Source organism: Candidatus Pelagibacter sp. Uisw_101, from assembly GCF_047727615.1.
GTDB lineage: Bacteria > Pseudomonadota > Alphaproteobacteria > Pelagibacterales > Pelagibacteraceae > Pelagibacter.
In genome coordinates this window covers 1,225,430-1,243,590 of the sequence record NZ_CP159821.1, presented here as the reverse complement: position 1 = coordinate 1,243,590, position 18,161 = coordinate 1,225,430, and the positions used below count along the sequence as shown (strand labels likewise).

The window sequence follows — 18,161 nt, the reverse complement described above, 5'->3', positions numbered from 1 at the left end:
AGTTAATAATAACACCTAATATAAGATATTTCTTATTAAACAAAGTGATTGAAAAAGAAAATTTAGATAAAACTAACGCATGGCCTTTTGTTGAGGCTAAAAAAATTTTGCGTGAAAGAAAATCCTTTATTGAGAAAAAAGGTAAAATTATTTTACAAACTGGCTATGGACCAAGTGGATTACCCCATATAGGTACCTTTGGTGAGGTGGCAAGAACATCAATGATGGTTAATGCACTGAAACAACTTACGAATATACCAACAGAAATTATAACTTTTTCAGATGACATGGATGGTTTCAGAAAAGTTCCTGAAAATGTACCTAATCAAGAGCTATTAAATAAAAACCTTCATAAACCTTTAACTCAAGTACCAGATCCATTCAAAAAATTTTCAAGCTTTGGTGAGCATAATAATGAAATGTTAAAAGATTTTTTAGATAAATTTAAATTTGAGTATAGTTTTAAAAGTTCTTCAGTTCTCTATAAAAGTGGTTTTTTTAATCCAACGCTACAATTAATTTTAGAAAACTATCGGGGTATCATGGATATAATTCTTCCAACACTTGGTAAGGAAAGACAAAGAACCTACAGTCCTTTTTTACCTATATGCCCAGATACTGGTAAGGTTTTAGAGATTCCGGTTTTAGAAATCTTAAAAGAAAAATCTAAAATCATCTTTGATAATAATGGAAAAAAACTTGAAACAAGTATTTTAGACGGACATTGTAAATTGCAGTGGAAAGTGGATTGGGCCATGAGGTGGTATGCCCTCGATATAGATTTTGAAATGTATGGAAAAGATTTAATAGAAAGTGCAATATTATCTTCAAGAATAGTTAAATTGATTGGCAAAACAAACCCATCTGGCTTTGCTTATGAACTATTTTTAGATGAAAAAGGTGAGAAAATTTCAAAGTCAAAAGGTAATGGGATCACTATTGATCAGTGGTTAGAATATGCGTCTCCTGAAAGTCTTTCATTGTACATGTATCAAAATCCTAAAAGAGCAAAAAAATTATACAAAGAAATAGTTCCAAAAACAGTTGATGAGTATTTAGATTTTGTGGAAAAAGCTAAAAATCAAAATGAATTACAGTTATTAATGAATCCAGTTTGGCATGTACATAATGGATTAATTCCTAAAGAAGATACTATTATGAGTTTTTCAATGCTTTTAAATTTAGTGGAGGCAAGTAATGCAGATTCTAAGGAATTACTTTGGAAGTTTGTAAAAAAATACAAAAAAGATATCTCAGAAAAAGATCATATAATATTTGATAATTTAATTGGCTACGCTATTAAATACTTTAACGATGTAATCAAACTTCAGAAAAAATATAAGAAACCAGATTCAAACGAAAAAATTGCATTAGAGGCTCTAGTAAAGACTCTTGATGATTGTAATGATTCAATGTTACCTGAGGATATTCAAACATTAATTTACTCAACTGGAAAAGAAAATGGGTATTCAGAAAATCTACGTGATTGGTTTAAATTGATTTATGAAGTCGTATTTGGAGATAAAAATGGCCCAAGAATGGGCTTTTTTATAAGCTTCTTTGGAGTTAATGAAACTAAAAAATTAATAACAGAAAAAATAAAATAATGTTTTCAAAATTCAGATCACTAATTTTTAAAATTGATCCTGAAACTGCTCATAATTTAGCAATTAAGTCTTTAAGATTAAATTTGACACCAAATTTAAGGGATGAAAATAAAGATGATCCAATGTTCAAGACTAAACTATTTGGCAAAGAAATAGATAACCCAATTGGAATGGCCGCTGGATTTGATAAAAATGCTGAAGTTTATAATTCTTTATTTAAACTTGGATTTGGGTTTGTTGAGGTGGGGACCGTTACACCACTTAAACAGTATGGAAATCCAAAACCAAGAGTATTTAGATTGGTAGAAGACGAAGCACTTATAAATAGATTGGGATTTAATAATTTAGGATCAGAAAGTATAAGCAACAGAATTCGATCAAATTTGAATAAGGGCTTATTGGGAATTAATATAGGTCCAAATAAAGATAGTGATGATAGGTTAAATGATTATTTAATTGGTCTTAGAACTTTTTATGATATTGCTGACTATATTACAATTAATATTTCCTCACCTAATACAGAAAACTTAAGAAGTTTTCATGAAGAAACTAAATTTGATGAATTAATGAATTTAGTTAAAGAAGAAAAAATTAAGCTTAAATCTAAAATACCAATTGTTGTAAAAATTTCTCCTGATATTTCAGATGAACAAATTGAAGTATTAAGTAAAATATTGTTAGAACATAAAGTAAGTGCAATAATTGTTTCAAATACAACTGCAGAAAATAGAGGTAAATTAAACAATATACTGAAACATCAAAAGGGTGGTTTATCTGGAAAACCTCTTGAAGAAGAGGCTAATAAATTAATAAGTAAGTTTTACAGATTATTAAAAAATAAAATTGAAATTATTGGAGTAGGTGGTGTGGACTCAGGAGAAAGTGCACATAGAAAATTTTTAGCTGGCGCAAGCTATGTCCAATTATATACTGGTATGGTGTTTCAGGGGCCCAATATTGTTGGAAAAATAAAAAAAGAGTTAAAAGAAATATTAATTACTGATGGGATCAAGAATTTTAGAGAAATAATAGGCAAGAAACAGCCTAATTAAAGGTAATAAACTTGACGAGGTCACTAACTCATCTTATATAGTCACTAAATATTATGTCTAAAAAATGTGAATTAACCGGAAAAATACCTATGAAAGGTCATAATGTTAGTCATGCTAACAATAAGACTAATAGAAGATTTTTACCAAATTTAAAAAAAACAAAATTTAAAAGTGAACTTTTAAAAAGAAGCTTAACTTTAACAGTTAGCAATGCAGGTGTTAGATGTGTTGATAAAAAAGGTACTTTTGATGAATTTTTAAAGACTGCAAGAAATAAAAATATATCACCAAGATTAAAAAAATTAAAAAAAAGTATATTAATTAAGTCACCATTTGTAAAAAAAGCACCCAAAGTATCCCCTAGTAAATCAGCTTAATGAAAAAGTTTTTTATACTACTCTCATTTATAATGGGAGTTGTTGTTTTAACTTCAAATTATTTAGTACAATTTCCGATCAACCATTATGGTTTGGAAGAAATATTAACTTATGGAGCTTTTAGTTATCCAGTTGCATTTTTAATTACAGATTTAGCTAATAGATCTTATGGCAAGGTTGTAGCTAGAAAAATTGTTTATGTTGGTTTTATTATAGGGATTGTATTTACTCTTTTCTTTTCAACAAATTTTGCAGACTTAATTTCAGTCAGAATTGCCATAGGTTCAGGCACAGCATTTATGGTTGCACAGTTGTTGGATGTTCAAATTTTTGACTATTTAAGAAAAAAGAAATGGTTTGTTGCTCCATTAACTTCATCGTTAATTGGGTCTACTGTTGATACATTTTTATTCTTCTCTATCTCATTTTACGCAACTGGAATACCATGGGTTACTTTATCTCTAGGTGACTTAGCGGTTAAAATATTTGTTGCTTTAGCAATGTTAATTCCATTCAGATTATTATTGGGAACTCTTAAAGCTTCAAAAGTTTAGTATAAAAATTTGTACGATAAAATTTTATAAGCAAGTTTTGCTACAAGAAAATTGTAAGAATTAAAACCTTTTATAGGTGAAAGTTCATTTATATCTGCACCAACAATATTAGAGTTCTTAGCAGCTATCCGTATAATATTTAAAGTTTCATCCCATAATAGTCCACCTGGTTCAGGTGTACCTGTTGCGGGCATTATACTTGAATCTAAACCATCAACATCAAATGTTAAATAAACTGTTTTATTCTTTATCATTTTTTTAAATTTTTTTAAGTCCCATTTACTTTTGTCTTTTGCCCAAAAGATATTAATTCTAGATGAGTTTTTTTTTAAGAATGGTATTTCACTTTGAGATATATTTCTGATCCCAAATGAGATTATTGAAACATTTTTATGATCAAGACATCTCCTAATAGCTGAAGCATGAGAAAATTTTTCTCCATTATAACTCTCTCTTAAATCTGCATGTGCATCAAAATGTAGTAGACATATTTCTTTGTGTTTTTTTACAAATGGAGCAATACATCCAGGCGTTATTGTGTGTTCCCCACCAAAAGTGATTGGAAATAATTTTTTATCTAATATTTCTTGGTTTATATCAGACATCTTTTTAAGAGCTTTTTTAATGTCTTTATCAATTTTAAATGGTTTTAAAGTTTTAATTCCAATTTTTTTGTAGGGTTCACAATGTAATTCTTCATCATATAATTCAACTTGATGTGATGCTTTGATAATTTCTTTAGGGCCATTACGAGTGCCACCACCATAACTCACAGTTTTTTCTAAACCGAATGGAACAACTACTACTTTCTCTTTAAAGTTAACATCATTGTCAATTCCTAGAAAACCATTTTTATTAGAAAGATATTTCAATTTTACTTAAATATTTTTGAGAAGTTTTTTCTCGTTCTGTTTTTCCAGTCACCTTTATGATAAGCATCACTTGCAATCAAAGGAAGGACACTAGTTGCTTCTGCAAAAACCATTTGTTCTTTTGCAATATCTACTTTACCCCAAGAGCTTGCTTCTTTTAATGTAGAGCTGCTGCAAGCACCATCCCTAGAATCTGCTACTGTAATTTGCACTGCGTACTTATGCATCTCAACTTCTTTTCCTAAAAGTTCAGCACAGATAACAGTATCTTGAACAAAGTTTTTTGGCACTCCTCCACCAATCATAAATAAGCCAGATCCTTTTGATTGAATCTTTATTTCAGTTAACTCACGAAGCTCTCTAATAGAATCTATCGTAATATGGTTTTTAGGATTATTTTCTTGGTGAGTGACCAATCCAAAACCAGCACTTGAGTCTGTAAATGCAGGACAAAAAATGGGAACATTATTGTTATATGCAGTTTCAATTAAAGAATCTTTTTTTTTAGAATTTTTCTTTAAATATTTTCCCATTTCATAAATAAATTCTCTTGATGTGTAACTTCTTGGATCAAGTGTATCTGCTATTTCACATATTTTTTGATCACATTCCTGTAATTCTTCTTCATCAATATATGTGTCATAAATCCTATCTATATAATTTTTTCTTAATTCAGTGTCATCTTGAAACTGTGAGCCCTGGTAATGTTTAAAGCCTAAAGCTTCAAAAAAATCCATATCAACTATTGAAGCTCCTGTAGCAATAATTGCATCAACCATATTATATTTAACTAAATCTTTATAAATATTCATACATCCTGCAGCAGAAGTTGACCCAGCAAGTGTTAAAAAAATTGTGCAATCCTTATCTTGAATCATTTCATTAAAAATGTTGGCTGCATTTGCTGTTTCTCTTGAAACAAAAGACATTTTTTCCATTGAGGAAATTATTTTCCTTGCATCAAACGAAGTAATATCGATGTGTTCAACTGGATTTTGTAAGAAGCTTTTTTTGCTATTATGAGTTAAATTTTTGTTTTCTGACATTAAGCAACTAATATACCTTTATTGCTCTCTTTACCATATAACGTCATTATAGGTTCGTCTTCTACTTCATAAATTTCATTAGAATAAAAACCATTAAATTGAGTTCTAAAAGTTAGACCGTAGGCCCCAAGTTGACCTAGCTCAATATAATCATTTTCCTTAATATTATTTGGAAGTAGAAATGGTCCCTTCATGTAATCCATACTATCACAAGTAGGGCCATAAAAATCAAAAGCAGTTAGTTTTTTTGATATTGCTTTTCCATTTTTAATCAAACGAGAAGGGTAAACTATGTTTGGTGTACCTGCATCAAAAAGAGTTCCATACGTTCCATCATTTATATAAAGTTTTTGTTTTTTTCTAAGATTTACTCTTACAATTGTTGATCCACTTTCTGCAACTAATGCTCTTCCGGGCTCACATAATATTTCAGGAAGTTTTTCCAACTTTAAATTTGATAAACCTTTTTTTATTTCTTCAAAATAATTATCCAAAGATTGAGGTACAAGATCTGGATAAATTGCAGGAAATCCACCTCCAATATTAATATAATCTGGAATAATTTTAGTTTTTTTTATAATATTTCCAATGTCTGCAATCCCTTTTGTATATGAAATAGGATGCATGCATTGAGATCCCACATGGAAACTTAAACCTATTTTTTTTGCATATTGCTTTGTTAATCTCAATAAAGCAGTCGCCTCATATATGGACGCCCCAAATTTTGTTGATAAATCTATTTCAGCATGCTCATTTGAAACGGCTACTCTTACAAATAATTCAAGGTCTTTTGCCTCGTTAGTTGTTTCAATAATTTTTATTAATTCATCTTTAGTATCAAGGGAAAAAGCTTTAACATTATAATTAAAATAGGCTTCTTTAATACTTTCTCTACTTTTGACTGTATGCATATATGAACATTTTGCATTAGGATTAATTGCTCTTATATCTTTAATTTCTTGAATAGAGGCTATATCAAAGTTCTCAATCCCACTTTCAACTATTGTTTTTAGTACTTCAGGATGTGGGTTAGTTTTTACTGCATAAAGCACTTTACCAGGAAATTTATTTCTAAAATATGTAGAAGCTAATTGTATTGATTTTTTCCTAATACAATAAATAGGCTTTTCTGGCTTTAGTTGATTTATAAGATCATCAACTGCTTTAAATTTTTGCATTACGTCTCCAAAAAAAATTTAATAAAAAAAAGTTTTTAAAAATACTTAAAAACTTTCATATAAATTATGCAATTAAGGCAATAGTTAATTAATGTAAAGTAAATAATAGGTGTTGAAATTATCAGATAAGGCACCATATTAACTGTATGTCTGAACTGAATAATTTAAAAAAATTAAGTAATTTTGACAATAAAACCTTATTAATCGTTGATGATGATAACCCTTTCAGAGACAGGCTTGCTAGAGCAATGGAAAAAAAAGGGTTTGAGGTTTTTCAAGCTGAGGGTGTGCAAAAAGGTATTCAATCAGTTATAGAAAAAAAACCAGGTTTTGCTGTTATTGATCTTAGACTAACTGATGGAAATGGACTTGAGGTAGTAAAACAAATTCAAATTTCTAATCCAAGCAGTAGAATTATAATGTTAACAGGATATGGAAATATCCCAACAGCTGTAGCTGCGATTAAAGAAGGTGCAATTGATTATCTTGCAAAGCCAGCAGACGCAGACGATGTCGAGAAAGCATTGCTAGCTGATCCAGAGAAAAAAGCTGAACCACCAGAAAACCCCATGTCAGCCGATAGAGTTAAGTGGGAGCACATTCATAGAGTTTTTGAATTATGTAATAGAAATGTATCTGAAACTGCTAGAAGACTTAAAATGCACAGAAGAACATTACAAAGAATTTTATCTAAAAGATCCCCTAGATAAATTTTCTAAATTTAATAATTTTTTTAGTTAATATAGTTAACAAACAAATCTTAAATAATTCAGCTAATAAGAATGGTGTAACTCCTAATTGAAGAATTGGTTTGTCCCATCCAATTAAAGTTCCCAACCAAATAGCTCCAAATACATAGATTATTGAAACAGAAAATATTAATTTTCCAAAAATTATAAAAATATTTTTATTAAAATTTAAATAACCTGCAAGAAAAGAAGCAAATAAAAACCCAATTAAATATCCCATTGTTGGACCGGTAAAATAAACTATCCCAACACCTTTTTCTGGTGAGTTAGAAAATACTGGCATTCCTAGAATACCCTCTAGAAGATAAACAGCTACAGATGCTAGGCCAATTTTATATCCAAAAGCAATTCCCAAAAATAGAACTACAAAAGTTTGCATTGTCATAGGTACAGGATAAAATGGTATTTTTAATTTAGCTGAAATAGTCAAAGCCATTGTTCCTATGAAAATTAGAATAAATGTTTTTAATACTTTTTGAATTGCGTTTGTTTTTAATAGATCCATATCTACAAATTACTATTTATTAATGTGATAATCTAGTTTTTTATTAGTCTTAAAAAAACATCCTCTAAATCACCGTCGTCAGTTGAAATATCTATAATTTTGACATTATTTTTCTTAATTAAATTAATTAATTCTTGCATATTAATTTTACTTTTTTCATAAGAAACACAAACCTCATTATCTAGGTGTGAGACTATTTTTAAAGATTCTAGATCATTTTCGTTAATATTAATCTTCATGTCAGTTTTAAAGGTTACTTTTTTGGTTTGAATTCTATCTAATAAATTTTTAGTGCTGTCTAGAGCAACAATATTTCCTTTATTTAATATAGCTATTCTTCCACACATTTCCTCAGCTTCCTCAAGATAATGAGTTGTTAGAATGATAGTTACACCAAGTTCATTAAGCAATTTTACATTTTTCCATAGATTTTGTCTTAATTCAACATCAACGCCAGCCGTAGGTTCGTCTAAAATAATTATTGGTGGTTGATGAACTAAAGCTTTAGCCATTAGCAGCCTTCTTTTCATTCCACCAGATAAACTTCTAGCATAGCTGTTAGCTTGTTTTTCTAGGGATACCAATTTTAGAATCGTATCTGTAATTCTATCTTTTTCTTTAATTCCATAGAGACCAGCCTGTAATTCTAATAATTTTCTTGGACTAAAAAATGGATCAAGATTTACTTCTTGAGGAACTATTCCAACCGAAGCTCTGACTTGTCTTGGGTTCTTATCTAAGTCAAAACCCCAAACATTTACTTGTCCTGCTGTTTTTACCACTGTTCCAGCTAAAATATTTATAAATGTTGTTTTTCCAGCACCATTAGGACCAAGAAGGCCAAAAATTTCTCCTTCTTTCACGTCTAAGTTTAAATCATTTAATGCAAGGTTGTCTCCAGTCTGTTTACTTGAATAAATTTTTTTTAAGTTTTTAACAGAAAGTATATTTTTTTGCTCCATGCGTGTTAATACATTTATAGTATTTAAAATTATTAAGATAATATTATTTAATGGATAAAATTAAAAAAACAGACCATTTTTATTTAATAGATGGTTCGGGTTATATTTTTAGAGCTTATTACGCATTACCACCTCTAACTAGAAAAAGTGATGGTTTACCTGTTGGTGCAGTTAGTGGATTTTGTAGTATGTTATTTAAACTATTAGAGGATTCAAAATCAAATGAAAATCTTCAAAAACCTACGCACTTTGCAGTAATATTTGATGCAGCAAGAAAAACTTTTAGAAATGAAATCTATTCAGACTACAAAGCTAATAGATCAGAAGCACCAGATGATTTAGCACCACAGTTTGAATATATAAGAAAGTCTGTAGTTGCTTTTAATTTACCATCTGTAGATCTTCCAAATTATGAAGCAGATGATTTAATAGCTACCTATGCAGAGCAAATTTTAGCAAAGGGTGCGAAGGTTACAATAGTCTCCTCAGATAAAGACTTAATGCAATTGTATAGAAAAGACGTTCGTATATTCGATCCAATGAAAAATAAATTTATAACATCTGAAGATATAATAACTAAATTTGGAGTGGGTCCAGAAAAAGTTATAGATGTTCAGTCCTTAGCTGGAGACAGTAGCGATAATGTTCCAGGAGTTCCAGGTATAGGCGTTAAGACTGCAGCAGAACTGATTAACAAGTATGGAACTTTAGAAAAATTATTAGATAACGCTCAAGAAATAAAACAAAATAAACGAAGAGAAACACTTATAGAAAACAAAGATAAAGCGATAATTAGTAAAAAATTAGTAACACTAATGAAGGATGCTCCAGTTGAAAGAAAGATAGAAGAATTTCATCTAAAGGAGATTGATAAAGATAGGCTATATAAATTCTTAAGAGAAATGGAGTTTAATAGACTTCTTAGCTCTGTCATTTCTGCATATGGAGAACCTGAGCTAGGAGAAATTGCAAGTGAGAGAAAACCTGAAAAAAAACAGCAAAACGTAAATAAAAAAAACTATCATTTAATTACAAATGAAAAAGAAATAGATGAGTGGATTAACGAAGCAGAAGAAGCTGGAGAACTAGCAATTGATACCGAAACTAGCTCACTAGACGCACATCAAGCTGATTTAGTGGGAATTTCATTAAGCACAAAAATTGGTAAGGCTTGTTACATTCCAATTGGTCATAAATTTAAAGGATGTTTAAAAAAAGAAGGTGTAATTAAAAAACTAAAACCACTTTTGGAAGACAAGAGCGTAAAAAAGATTGGCCAAAATATTAAGTTTGATTTTATTGTTTTGTTTAAACAGGGGATTAATATGAATTCAATGGAAGATACAATGTTGATGTCTTATGTATTGGATGCTGGAAAAAATAGACATAACATGGATACTTTGTCTGAGATTCATCTACAGCATAAAACAATTTCATTTAAAGAAATTGTTGGCACAGGCAAGAAAGAAATAAATTTTAGTGATGTAGAGTTAGATAAGGCAATGGAGTATGCTGCTGAAGATGCTGATATTACTTATAGATTATACAAAATATTTAGTAAAAATTTAAAATTAGAAAAATTAACTAACATTTATGAGATCTTTGAAAAACCTTTAATTAAAATATTAGCATTTATGGAAATTGAAGGAATAAAAATTGATAATAAATTTTTAAAGGTGTTGTCTGAAAAATTTGAGAAAAAAATCAGTAAACTAGAAAAAGAGGTTTTTAAAATTTCAAAAAAAGAATTTAATATTGCCTCACCAAAACAATTAGGTGAAATTATTTACAATGATTTAAAGATTGCCGTACTTAAAAAAACTAGAAAAGGAAGTTTTGCCACAAACGCAAGTGTGTTAGAAGACTTAGCATTTAAAGGACATGAATTTCCTAAATTAATTCTTGACTGGAGACAGGTATCTAAACTTAAAAATACTTATTCAGATGCTTTACCTGAACATATTAATCCAACCACTAAACGAGTTCATACCTCATTTTTATTGGCAGCAACAACAACAGGAAGGCTAGCTTCCAGTGATCCAAATCTACAAAATATTCCTATTAAATCAGAGGATGGTAAGGATATAAGAAAAGCTTTTATAGCAGAAAAGGGCTTCACATTAATATCTGCAGATTATAATCAAATTGAAATGAGAATTTTAGCTGACTTGGCAGAAGTCAAAGAGCTGAAAAAAGCGTTTAGTAACGATGAAGACATTCATTCTCTTACAGCAAGCCAAGTATTTAATGTTGATATTAAAAAAGTAGACCAAGACATGAGAAGGAAGGCCAAGGCTATTAATTTTGGAATAATTTATGGTATTTCACAATATGGGCTCGCAAAACAAATCAACGTTTCAAATCATGAAGCAGATGAATTTTTAAATGCTTATTTTTTAAAATTTCCTGAAATAAAAATTTATATGGATAATACAATTAAGTTTTGTAGAAAAAGTGGCTATGTAAATAATATTTTTGGTCGAAGATCTCATTTTAATGGAATTAATGATAAAAATTTCAATGTAAGAAATTTTCAAGAAAGAGCAGCTATCAATGCTCCCATTCAAGGGTCAGCATCTGAAATCATGCGACTTGCAATGATTAGACTTAACAAAAAATTTGAAAGCATCAAAAATAATAAATCAAAAATATTATTACAAATTCATGATGAACTAATTTTTGAGGTCCCGGTAAAAGAAGTTAAAAATATAACTGAAATAATTAAGGATGAAATGACAAGTGTTACAGAAAGTGATTTACACACTTTTTCAACACCATTGACGGTAGATGTGAATACAGGGGACAATTGGGGAATACTTCATTAATTTATCTCCATTGCCTAAATTAGAACAATTTAGTATTTTTAAAGTACATTATGCAAATACAAACAATAGCTCTTATTGATGACGATAGAAATATACTCACAAGTATAAGTATAGCTCTTGAAAAAGAGGGCTTTAAAGTTCAAACGTACATTGATGGAGAAAGTGCTTTAATTGGGTTAACTAGAAATCCACCAGATCTTGCTGTTATAGATATAAAGATGCCAAAAATGGATGGCGAAGAACTTTTAAAAAAGTTAAGAAAAAAAACTTCCTTACCTGTAATTTTTTTAACTTCAAAAGATGATGAGATAGACGAACTGTTAGGCTTAAAGTTGGGTGCTGATGATTTTATAAAAAAGTCAGGAGGTTTTTCCATTAAAGTTTTGATAGAAAGAATAAGGGTTCAACTTAGAAAAAAAGATATTAACAATAATCTTGAAGACACAAAAAATATTATTTCACATGGGAAGCTAAAACTTGACCCTTCACAACTTGAATGTGAATGGGATAGCCAGCAATTACCAGATAAACTTACCACTACAGAATTTTTAATAGTTAAAGAATTAGCAAAGAGACCAGGAATAATAAAAGAAAGAGCTCAGCTTATGGATATTGCTTATCGAGAAGATACGGATATTGAGGATAGAACTATTGATAGTCACGTTAAAAGAATTAGAAAAAAATTTAAAAAAGTTGACCCTGATTTTACAGCTATAGAAACGAGATATGGCAGTGGATACAGATGGAACGTTGGCTAATGTTCAGCAATTTTCTAAAAAGTTTATCTATATTAAAAAAATTTTTATTTATTAACTTAGTTATTTTTTTAATTATAGGGTTTTTAGCAGCTCTTTACATTAGCAATGCAAAACCTAATTTAATAAAAAACAAAACATCTAAGCATATTCAGATAATTAACAATACAATTGAGCATATTCTAAGATTAAATATAAGATTTGAAGAAGAGGATATTAGAAGATTTTTATTTTCAACAAGATTTTTATTTCAAAATCTAGACAGGGTTATCTTATTTGATAATCAATTTAATTTAGTAGGTGATACTGATACACTAGATTTAGATCCAAGATCTTTTTCTAGCAGGTTAGATATAGTAGAGTTAGAAATTTTAGATAAAGAAGAAAGCAAAAAAACTGTAGAAACAAAAAATTTAAATAAAGAAAAAACTGTTTCACTTAAAGATGTTCTTACTAATTATTCGTGGTCAAAAGATTATGGAAAACCTTTTACCTTTACTCAGGAAGGCTATGATCAGTTTTTATTAACAACAGTTAAAAGCATAACATTGAATGGAGTTAATATTGGATACCTAGTAATTACTGAAAATGCCAATGATGTCAAATCTGCTATTGATGAAAGAAAAACATTTATTCTAAGAACGGCAATATTTATAATTATAGTAATATTTATATTTTCTTTTGTTTTAAATAGATATTTTCTTAAGCCTATAAAGAACTTAGTAGCGTATACAAAAATTATAAAAGAAAAGAGTAAAAAAAAAACAAATATTAATGAACTTAAAAGTAGAAATGATGAGTTAGGAACTTTGTCAAATTCGTTAGATGATATGACAAGTGAACTTCAAAAAAGAATTTCACATGCAGAAAATTTTTCAACTGACCTTGTTCATGAGATAAGAAACCCTTTAACGTCATTAAAAAGTGCTTCAGAAATATTGAACGAGACTGATGATCAATCTCAAAGAAGTAAATTAATTAATATTCTGAATCACGATGTCCAAAGAATTGAAAGATTGATCACTGATTATTCACAAATATTAAAAGACGAGGTTGCATTAAGTAAAGAAAAAATGAAAAAAATTAACCTCAAGTTAATTGCAAGGTCTGTAGTAGATGATTTTAATAATATTTATGAAGCAAAAAGAGGGATTAAAATAATGTTAAATGATCAAGATGATCAAGAAGAATATTTTATCAATGGAATAGAAAATAGAATTGAACAAATTATTGCAAATTTACTAGATAATTCAATTTCATTTAGTGAGGATAATAAAGAAATCTTAGTTGAAATTTACAAAGGAGATGAAGATAAAATTATTTTAAAAGTTATTGATGAAGGTAAAGGGTTTAAGGAGACAGATACAAAAAAAATATTTAATAGATTCTATAGCAATAGACCAGATACTTTTGGTGAACATTCTGGTTTAGGTCTAAATATAGTAAAAAACCTTGTTGACCTCCATAGTGCAACTATTAATGCCTCAAACAATGTAACGCAAGAAGGAGCAAATGTTGAGATTGTCTTCCCTAAAGTCTAATCATAAGTTGATTAATTAAATTTTTATTATATAAAACTGAGCAATGGATGATTTTAAAGTTAAAGACATATCGCTAGCAGACTTTGGAAGAAAAGAAATTTCAATAGCCGAAAGTGAAATGCCTGGCCTAATGGCATTAAGAGAAGAATATTTAGGAAAAGCACCCTTAAAAGGAGCAAGAATATTAGGATGTCTTCATATGACAATTCAAACAGCAGTTTTAATCGAAACTTTAGTAGAGCTTGGAGCAGAAGTTAGATGGTCTTCTTGTAATATTTTTTCAACGCAGGATCATGCTGCTGCAGCAATAGCTAAAGCAGGAATACCAGTTTTTGCTTGGAAAGGTGAAACGGAAGAGGAAGCTGTATGGTGTATAAGACAAACAATAGAAGGTAAAAAAGACTGGAAAGCAAATATGCTATTAGATGATGGTGGCGATCTAACCGCAATGATGCATAGCGATTACAAAGATTTATTAAAAGAAGTGAAAGGTGTTTCAGAAGAAACAACAACTGGAATTAAAGCATTAAATAAAATGGAAAAAGATGGATTATTAATGATTCCAGCAATTAATGTTAACGATTCAGTTACAAAATCAAAATTTGATAACCTGTATGGTTGTAGAGAAAGTTTAGTAGATGGAATTAGAAGAGCCACAGATGTTATGATGTCTGGTAAAGTTGCAATTGTTGCAGGCTTTGGTGATGTTGGAAAAGGTAGTGCTGCATCTTTAAGACAAAGTGGTGCAAGAGTTATGGTTACAGAAGCAGATCCAATTTGTGCACTCCAAGCAGCAATGGAAGGCTATGAGGTAGTTTTAATGGATGAAGCAATAAGTAAAGCAGATATTGTTGTCACCGCTACAGGCAATATAGACATTGTTACAGCAGATCATATGAGAAATATGAAAGATAGAGCGATACTATGTAATATTGGTCACTTTGATAACGAAATTCAAGTAGAAGCTTTAAAAAATTATAAATGGACAGAAGTTAAGCCTGAAGTTGATGAGATAGAATTGGTTGATGGAAAGAGAATTATTCTTTTAGCCAAAGGTAGATTGGTAAATTTAGGTTGTGCGACAGGACATCCAAGTTTTGTAATGAGCGCATCATTTACAAACCAAGTAATGGCACAAATTGAGCTTTGGGATAATCATAAAAATTATGAAAATAAAGTTTATGTGTTACCAAAATCATTAGATGAAAAAGTAGCAATGCTTCACTTAAAAAAAGTGGGTGCTAAACTTACAAAACTATCAAAAGACCAAGCTGACTATATAAGTGTTGAAACAGAAGGTCCATTCAAGCCAGATGCTTATCGCTACTAATAGCGAAAAAATAGACATCTCCTTAGAAGATAAAACATCTGAGCTAGCTAAAATTTTTTCAAGAACACTGCATAAAGGAGATGTAGCCTATTTTCATGGAGAAATAGGTGTAGGAAAAACAACATTTATAAGACACCTAATTAATAATCTTCAACAATTAAACAAAATAAATTTAACCGAAGTTATTAGCCCAACATTTAGCTTGGTAAATGAATATGATGTTGGAAATTTTATAATACAGCATTATGATTTGTACAGGTTAAATGATTATAGCGAAATAAAAAATATTGGTTTATTTGAAAATAGAGAAGAAATTGTGACATTAATTGAATGGCCTGAGAAAATAAAAAAAACTATTAATAACAAAATTGATTTATTTTTTGAATATAATGATGATTTAAATAAAAGATATTTAACAATTAAGGGAGTTGAAAATAAAAAATAAATGCTGCAAACTGCTAATAAATTAAAAAAAATTAAAGGTGATGCATCATTTAGATCTTTTTATAGAAAGTCATCATCAAACAAAAAATCAATCGTAGTTTTTGCTTCTAAGGAAAAAGAAAAAAATTTGTTAATATATGATGCAATAAATAGGCTTCTAATTAAAAATAAAGTTTTAGCACCCAAGCTTTATAGTGAGAATTATAAAAAAAATTATATAGAAATTGAAGATTTTGGAGACGATTCAGTTTTTAGTCTATTAAAAAAAAATAAAAACCAACAAGAAATTCTCTACAAAAAATCTATTGATTTACTTAGTGTGATTCAAAAAATTAAGCAAAATCGATCTAAAAACTTTAAAGGTAAAATTTATAAAATTCCAATTTACAACAATGTTAAATTAGTCAATGAGGCAAATTTATTCTTTGAATGGTATGCAAAAAAATTTGTAAAAAAAAATAAATTAACCAAATTTAAAATTGATATAAAAAAACAAATTAAGTTTTTACTGATGCACCTTCAATCGAAAGAAAAAGTTTTTGTTCATAGGGACTTTCATGTATCAAATTTAATGAAGTTTAAAAATAAAATGGGAGTTATCGATTCGCAGGATGCTTTAATTGGAAACAAGGCTTATGATTTAGCCTCCCTAATCGATGATGTTAGATTTAAAACAGATAAAATATTTAAAGATAAAATTTATCGTTATTATCTAAAACTAAATAAAAAAAGAGTTAACGAGGCTACGTTATTAAGAGATTTTGAAATATTATCCATTCTAAGAAATATGAAAATCATTGGAATATTCACAAGATTGGCCATGAGAGATAAGAAAAAGCAATATTTAAAATTAATTCCTTATGCTTGGAAATTAATTGAATTAAGAATTTCTAATAATATGAAATTTTCTGAGCTCAAAAGCTTACTAGATCTTAATTTTTCGAAAAAAGTAAGAAATCAGAAATGAAGATTAAAACTGCATTAATTTTATGTGCTGGATACGGTAAGCGCTTAAATCCAATAACACTGACAACTCCTAAGCCTCTACTAAAGATAAATGAAATAACTTTATTAGAAAACTGTATTAACTTAATACACTCTTTGGGAATTAATAAAATTTTAATTAACACATTTTACCTAAGTGAAAAAATTGAACAATTCTTTAAAGATAAGAAATTTAATTTAGAAATTAAGATAGTTAATGATGGCTCAAATATTTTAGCTACAGGTGGCGGAATTTTGAATATGATAAATTCATCCAATGAAACAGATTTTATTACATTTAATCCAGATACCGTATGGAATGAAAATTATAAGAAATATATTAAAGATATGGAAAAGTTTTATTTTTTAAACAAAGCTAAAAATATACTTTTATTAGCTAATGAAAACTTGAGTTTTGATAAAAATTTGAAAGGTGATTTTAATCTTAAAAAAAATATAATAAAAAAAGATGAACTTAATCGTTTAATTTATACTGGATGCCAAATCCTGAATAAGAGTTTATTTAACTCATATGAGGGAGGCAATTTTTCAATTTCAAATATTTGGAATAAATTAATTAATAAAGGCGAGTTATACGGTTTTGAGAGTTTAGAAGACTTTAGACATTTAACGGACCTAAATATCTATAAACAATTATTAAAAAACCAATAAGTCCTTAGCCCTATCTTGATCTAGGTAAGAGCATTCTTTAATGTTTTGTTTTGCATCTAAACTTATCAAAAGTGGATTACCTGTCGGTATTTCAAGTAATGATATTTTTTGATTATCTAATTTGAATAAAAATTTGCACAGTGCCCTTATAGAATTCCCATGAGCTGAAATTAAAATATTTTCATCATTCTTTAGTTTCTCTTGAATTTCATCAATATAAAATTTCATTACTCTTTCATAGGTATCCTTAAGAGATTCGGTGTCAGGAATATTTTCTTTTGGAATACTTTTATAAACTTCTATATTTAATGGATGATATGGATTATTTTTGCTTAAGGGATCTGGCTTAATATCCCAAGATCTCCTAAAAGTATGGATTTTATCTTCACCAAGTTTTTCTTTCATTTCATCTTTATTTAGGCCTGTTAAAGCTCCATAATGTCTTTCATTTAATTGCCAGGCTCTAATTGGTTCTCTTGTATCTCTTAATGTGTCTTGGATAAATTTTAGTGTGTTAATAGCTCTTAACTGAAATGACGAATAAAAATGATTAATATCAATTTTAATTTCCTTAATATATTCACCAGCTTTACATGCTTCTAGTTTCCCTTGTCCAGTGAGGTCAACATCAACCCAACCTGTAAATCTTTTTTCAAGATTCCATTCACTTTGACCATGTCTTACTAAAATTAAATGAGCCATTTGATA

The 18,161-nt window shown here is 28.8% G+C and carries 18 protein-coding genes; 12 read left to right on the top strand and 6 right to left on the bottom strand.

Annotated features, from left to right (window positions below; translation table 11 throughout):
- Positions 1-44: 44 nt before the first annotated feature.
- Genes ABXT48_RS06650 through ABXT48_RS06635 form a run of 4 tightly spaced genes read left to right on the top strand, consistent with a single transcriptional unit; the run spans position 45 to position 3,590 of the window.
- Entirely contained in the window at positions 45-1,607 is a 1,563-nt protein-coding gene (locus tag ABXT48_RS06650; protein ID WP_415302871.1) for a lysine--tRNA ligase, read from the top strand.
- The gene (locus tag ABXT48_RS06645) at positions 1,607-2,659 is read left to right on the top strand and encodes a quinone-dependent dihydroorotate dehydrogenase (RefSeq protein ID WP_415302869.1); all 1,053 of its coding nucleotides are present in this window, start codon (positions 1,607-1,609) and stop codon (positions 2,657-2,659) included. The genes ABXT48_RS06650 and ABXT48_RS06645 overlap by 1 nt, the downstream gene beginning before the upstream one ends.
- Positions 2,660-2,712: 53 nt before the next feature.
- Positions 2,713-3,036, top strand: a complete 324-nt coding sequence (gene rpmB / locus ABXT48_RS06640) for a 50S ribosomal protein L28 (RefSeq protein WP_415278128.1) — start codon at positions 2,713-2,715, stop codon at positions 3,034-3,036.
- Complete coding sequence (locus ABXT48_RS06635) at positions 3,036-3,590, top strand: queuosine precursor transporter (protein WP_415302868.1); 555 nt, start codon at positions 3,036-3,038, stop codon at positions 3,588-3,590. The genes rpmB and ABXT48_RS06635 overlap by 1 nt, the downstream gene beginning before the upstream one ends.
- On the opposite strand, the gene speB is transcribed toward ABXT48_RS06635, so the two are convergent.
- From speB to ABXT48_RS06620, 3 genes are read right to left on the bottom strand one after another with little or no spacing between them, the layout of a single operon-like run.
- On the bottom strand, positions 3,587-4,462 hold the full coding sequence (speB, locus tag ABXT48_RS06630) for an agmatinase (protein ID WP_415302866.1): 876 nt from the start codon (positions 4,460-4,462) through the stop codon (positions 3,587-3,589). The genes ABXT48_RS06635 and speB overlap by 4 nt on opposite strands.
- Positions 4,463-4,464: 2 nt before the next feature.
- Positions 4,465-5,508: a 1,9-bis(guanidino)-5-aza-nonane synthase gene (locus ABXT48_RS06625; protein WP_415286261.1), complete on the bottom strand. Its 1,044-nt coding sequence runs from the start codon at positions 5,506-5,508 to the stop codon at positions 4,465-4,467.
- Positions 5,508-6,686, bottom strand: a complete 1,179-nt coding sequence (locus ABXT48_RS06620) for a type III PLP-dependent enzyme (protein WP_415286259.1) — start codon at positions 6,684-6,686, stop codon at positions 5,508-5,510. The genes ABXT48_RS06625 and ABXT48_RS06620 overlap by 1 nt, the downstream gene beginning before the upstream one ends.
- 146 nt (positions 6,687-6,832) lie before the next feature.
- On the opposite strand from ABXT48_RS06620, the gene ABXT48_RS06615 reads away from it, so the two are divergent.
- Positions 6,833-7,396 (top strand): ActR/PrrA/RegA family redox response regulator transcription factor, encoded by a 564-nt coding sequence (locus tag ABXT48_RS06615; protein WP_415302864.1) that lies wholly within the window; start codon positions 6,833-6,835, stop codon positions 7,394-7,396.
- Here ABXT48_RS06615 and ABXT48_RS06610 read toward each other — a convergent pair.
- A complete protein-coding gene (locus ABXT48_RS06610) occupies positions 7,389-7,940 on the bottom strand; it encodes a biotin transporter BioY (RefSeq protein ID WP_415286255.1) in 552 nt (183 codons plus the stop codon). The genes ABXT48_RS06615 and ABXT48_RS06610 overlap by 8 nt on opposite strands.
- Before the next feature lie 32 nt (positions 7,941-7,972).
- Positions 7,973-8,902, bottom strand: coding sequence for an ABC transporter ATP-binding protein (locus ABXT48_RS06605; RefSeq protein WP_415286253.1), 930 nt, complete (start codon positions 8,900-8,902; stop codon positions 7,973-7,975).
- A gap of 50 nt (positions 8,903-8,952) precedes the next feature.
- On the opposite strand from ABXT48_RS06605, the gene polA reads away from it, so the two are divergent.
- Genes polA through ABXT48_RS06570 form a run of 7 tightly spaced genes read left to right on the top strand, consistent with a single transcriptional unit; the run spans position 8,953 to position 17,453 of the window.
- Positions 8,953-11,727 (top strand): DNA polymerase I, encoded by a 2,775-nt coding sequence (gene polA / locus ABXT48_RS06600; RefSeq protein ID WP_415286252.1) that lies wholly within the window; start codon positions 8,953-8,955, stop codon positions 11,725-11,727.
- Positions 11,728-11,777: 50 nt separating this feature from the next.
- Positions 11,778-12,485 carry a response regulator transcription factor gene (locus tag ABXT48_RS06595; RefSeq protein WP_415286251.1) on the top strand — a complete coding sequence of 236 codons (708 nt, stop codon included), beginning with the start codon at positions 11,778-11,780 and terminating at the stop codon, positions 12,483-12,485.
- Positions 12,470-14,023 carry a sensor histidine kinase gene (locus tag ABXT48_RS06590; RefSeq protein ID WP_415302863.1) on the top strand — a complete coding sequence of 518 codons (1,554 nt, stop codon included), beginning with the start codon at positions 12,470-12,472 and terminating at the stop codon, positions 14,021-14,023. The genes ABXT48_RS06595 and ABXT48_RS06590 overlap by 16 nt, the downstream gene beginning before the upstream one ends.
- A 43-nt stretch (positions 14,024-14,066) precedes the next feature.
- A complete protein-coding gene (gene ahcY, locus ABXT48_RS06585) occupies positions 14,067-15,353 on the top strand; it encodes an adenosylhomocysteinase (RefSeq protein WP_415286249.1) in 1,287 nt (428 codons plus the stop codon).
- Positions 15,337-15,798 (top strand): tRNA (adenosine(37)-N6)-threonylcarbamoyltransferase complex ATPase subunit type 1 TsaE, encoded by a 462-nt coding sequence (gene tsaE / locus ABXT48_RS06580; RefSeq protein ID WP_415286247.1) that lies wholly within the window; start codon positions 15,337-15,339, stop codon positions 15,796-15,798. The genes ahcY and tsaE overlap by 17 nt, the downstream gene beginning before the upstream one ends.
- Positions 15,799-16,764 carry an aminoglycoside phosphotransferase family protein gene (locus tag ABXT48_RS06575; RefSeq protein ID WP_415286245.1) on the top strand — a complete coding sequence of 322 codons (966 nt, stop codon included), beginning with the start codon at positions 15,799-15,801 and terminating at the stop codon, positions 16,762-16,764.
- Positions 16,761-17,453 carry a sugar phosphate nucleotidyltransferase gene (locus tag ABXT48_RS06570; RefSeq protein ID WP_415286243.1) on the top strand — a complete coding sequence of 231 codons (693 nt, stop codon included), beginning with the start codon at positions 16,761-16,763 and terminating at the stop codon, positions 17,451-17,453. Before ABXT48_RS06575 ends, ABXT48_RS06570 begins: the two co-directional genes overlap by 4 nt.
- Here ABXT48_RS06570 and ABXT48_RS06565 read toward each other — a convergent pair.
- Positions 17,439-18,155 (bottom strand): 2,3-bisphosphoglycerate-dependent phosphoglycerate mutase, encoded by a 717-nt coding sequence (locus tag ABXT48_RS06565; protein WP_415286242.1) that lies wholly within the window; start codon positions 18,153-18,155, stop codon positions 17,439-17,441. The two genes, ABXT48_RS06570 and ABXT48_RS06565, sit on opposite strands and share 15 nt — an antisense overlap.
- Positions 18,156-18,161 lie beyond the last annotated feature (6 nt).

What these genes read in the sequence shown, in the direction of transcription:
- ABXT48_RS06595 (WP_415286251.1), top strand. Translation starts at nt 11,778, where the DNA reads ATGCAAATACAAACAATAGCTCTTATTGATGACGATAGAAATATACTC.
- ABXT48_RS06645 (WP_415302869.1), top strand. Translation starts at nt 1,607, where the DNA reads ATGTTTTCAAAATTCAGATCACTAATTTTTAAAATTGATCCTGAAACT.
- ABXT48_RS06565 (WP_415286242.1), bottom strand. Translation starts at nt 18,155, where the DNA reads ATGGCTCATTTAATTTTAGTAAGACATGGTCAAAGTGAATGGAATCTT.
- rpmB (WP_415278128.1), top strand. Translation starts at nt 2,713, where the DNA reads ATGTCTAAAAAATGTGAATTAACCGGAAAAATACCTATGAAAGGTCAT.
- ABXT48_RS06610 (WP_415286255.1), bottom strand. Translation starts at nt 7,940, where the DNA reads ATGGATCTATTAAAAACAAACGCAATTCAAAAAGTATTAAAAACATTT.
- polA (WP_415286252.1), top strand. Translation starts at nt 8,953, where the DNA reads ATGGATAAAATTAAAAAAACAGACCATTTTTATTTAATAGATGGTTCG.
- tsaE (WP_415286247.1), top strand. Translation starts at nt 15,337, where the DNA reads ATGCTTATCGCTACTAATAGCGAAAAAATAGACATCTCCTTAGAAGAT.
- ABXT48_RS06615 (WP_415302864.1), top strand. Translation starts at nt 6,833, where the DNA reads ATGTCTGAACTGAATAATTTAAAAAAATTAAGTAATTTTGACAATAAA.
- ABXT48_RS06605 (WP_415286253.1), bottom strand. Translation starts at nt 8,902, where the DNA reads ATGGAGCAAAAAAATATACTTTCTGTTAAAAACTTAAAAAAAATTTAT.
- ABXT48_RS06590 (WP_415302863.1), top strand. Translation starts at nt 12,470, where the DNA reads ATGGAACGTTGGCTAATGTTCAGCAATTTTCTAAAAAGTTTATCTATA.
- ahcY (WP_415286249.1), top strand. Translation starts at nt 14,067, where the DNA reads ATGGATGATTTTAAAGTTAAAGACATATCGCTAGCAGACTTTGGAAGA.
- ABXT48_RS06635 (WP_415302868.1), top strand. Translation starts at nt 3,036, where the DNA reads ATGAAAAAGTTTTTTATACTACTCTCATTTATAATGGGAGTTGTTGTT.
- ABXT48_RS06575 (WP_415286245.1), top strand. Translation starts at nt 15,799, where the DNA reads ATGCTGCAAACTGCTAATAAATTAAAAAAAATTAAAGGTGATGCATCA.
- ABXT48_RS06570 (WP_415286243.1), top strand. Translation starts at nt 16,761, where the DNA reads ATGAAGATTAAAACTGCATTAATTTTATGTGCTGGATACGGTAAGCGC.
- ABXT48_RS06620 (WP_415286259.1), bottom strand. Translation starts at nt 6,686, where the DNA reads ATGCAAAAATTTAAAGCAGTTGATGATCTTATAAATCAACTAAAGCCA.
- ABXT48_RS06625 (WP_415286261.1), bottom strand. Translation starts at nt 5,508, where the DNA reads ATGTCAGAAAACAAAAATTTAACTCATAATAGCAAAAAAAGCTTCTTA.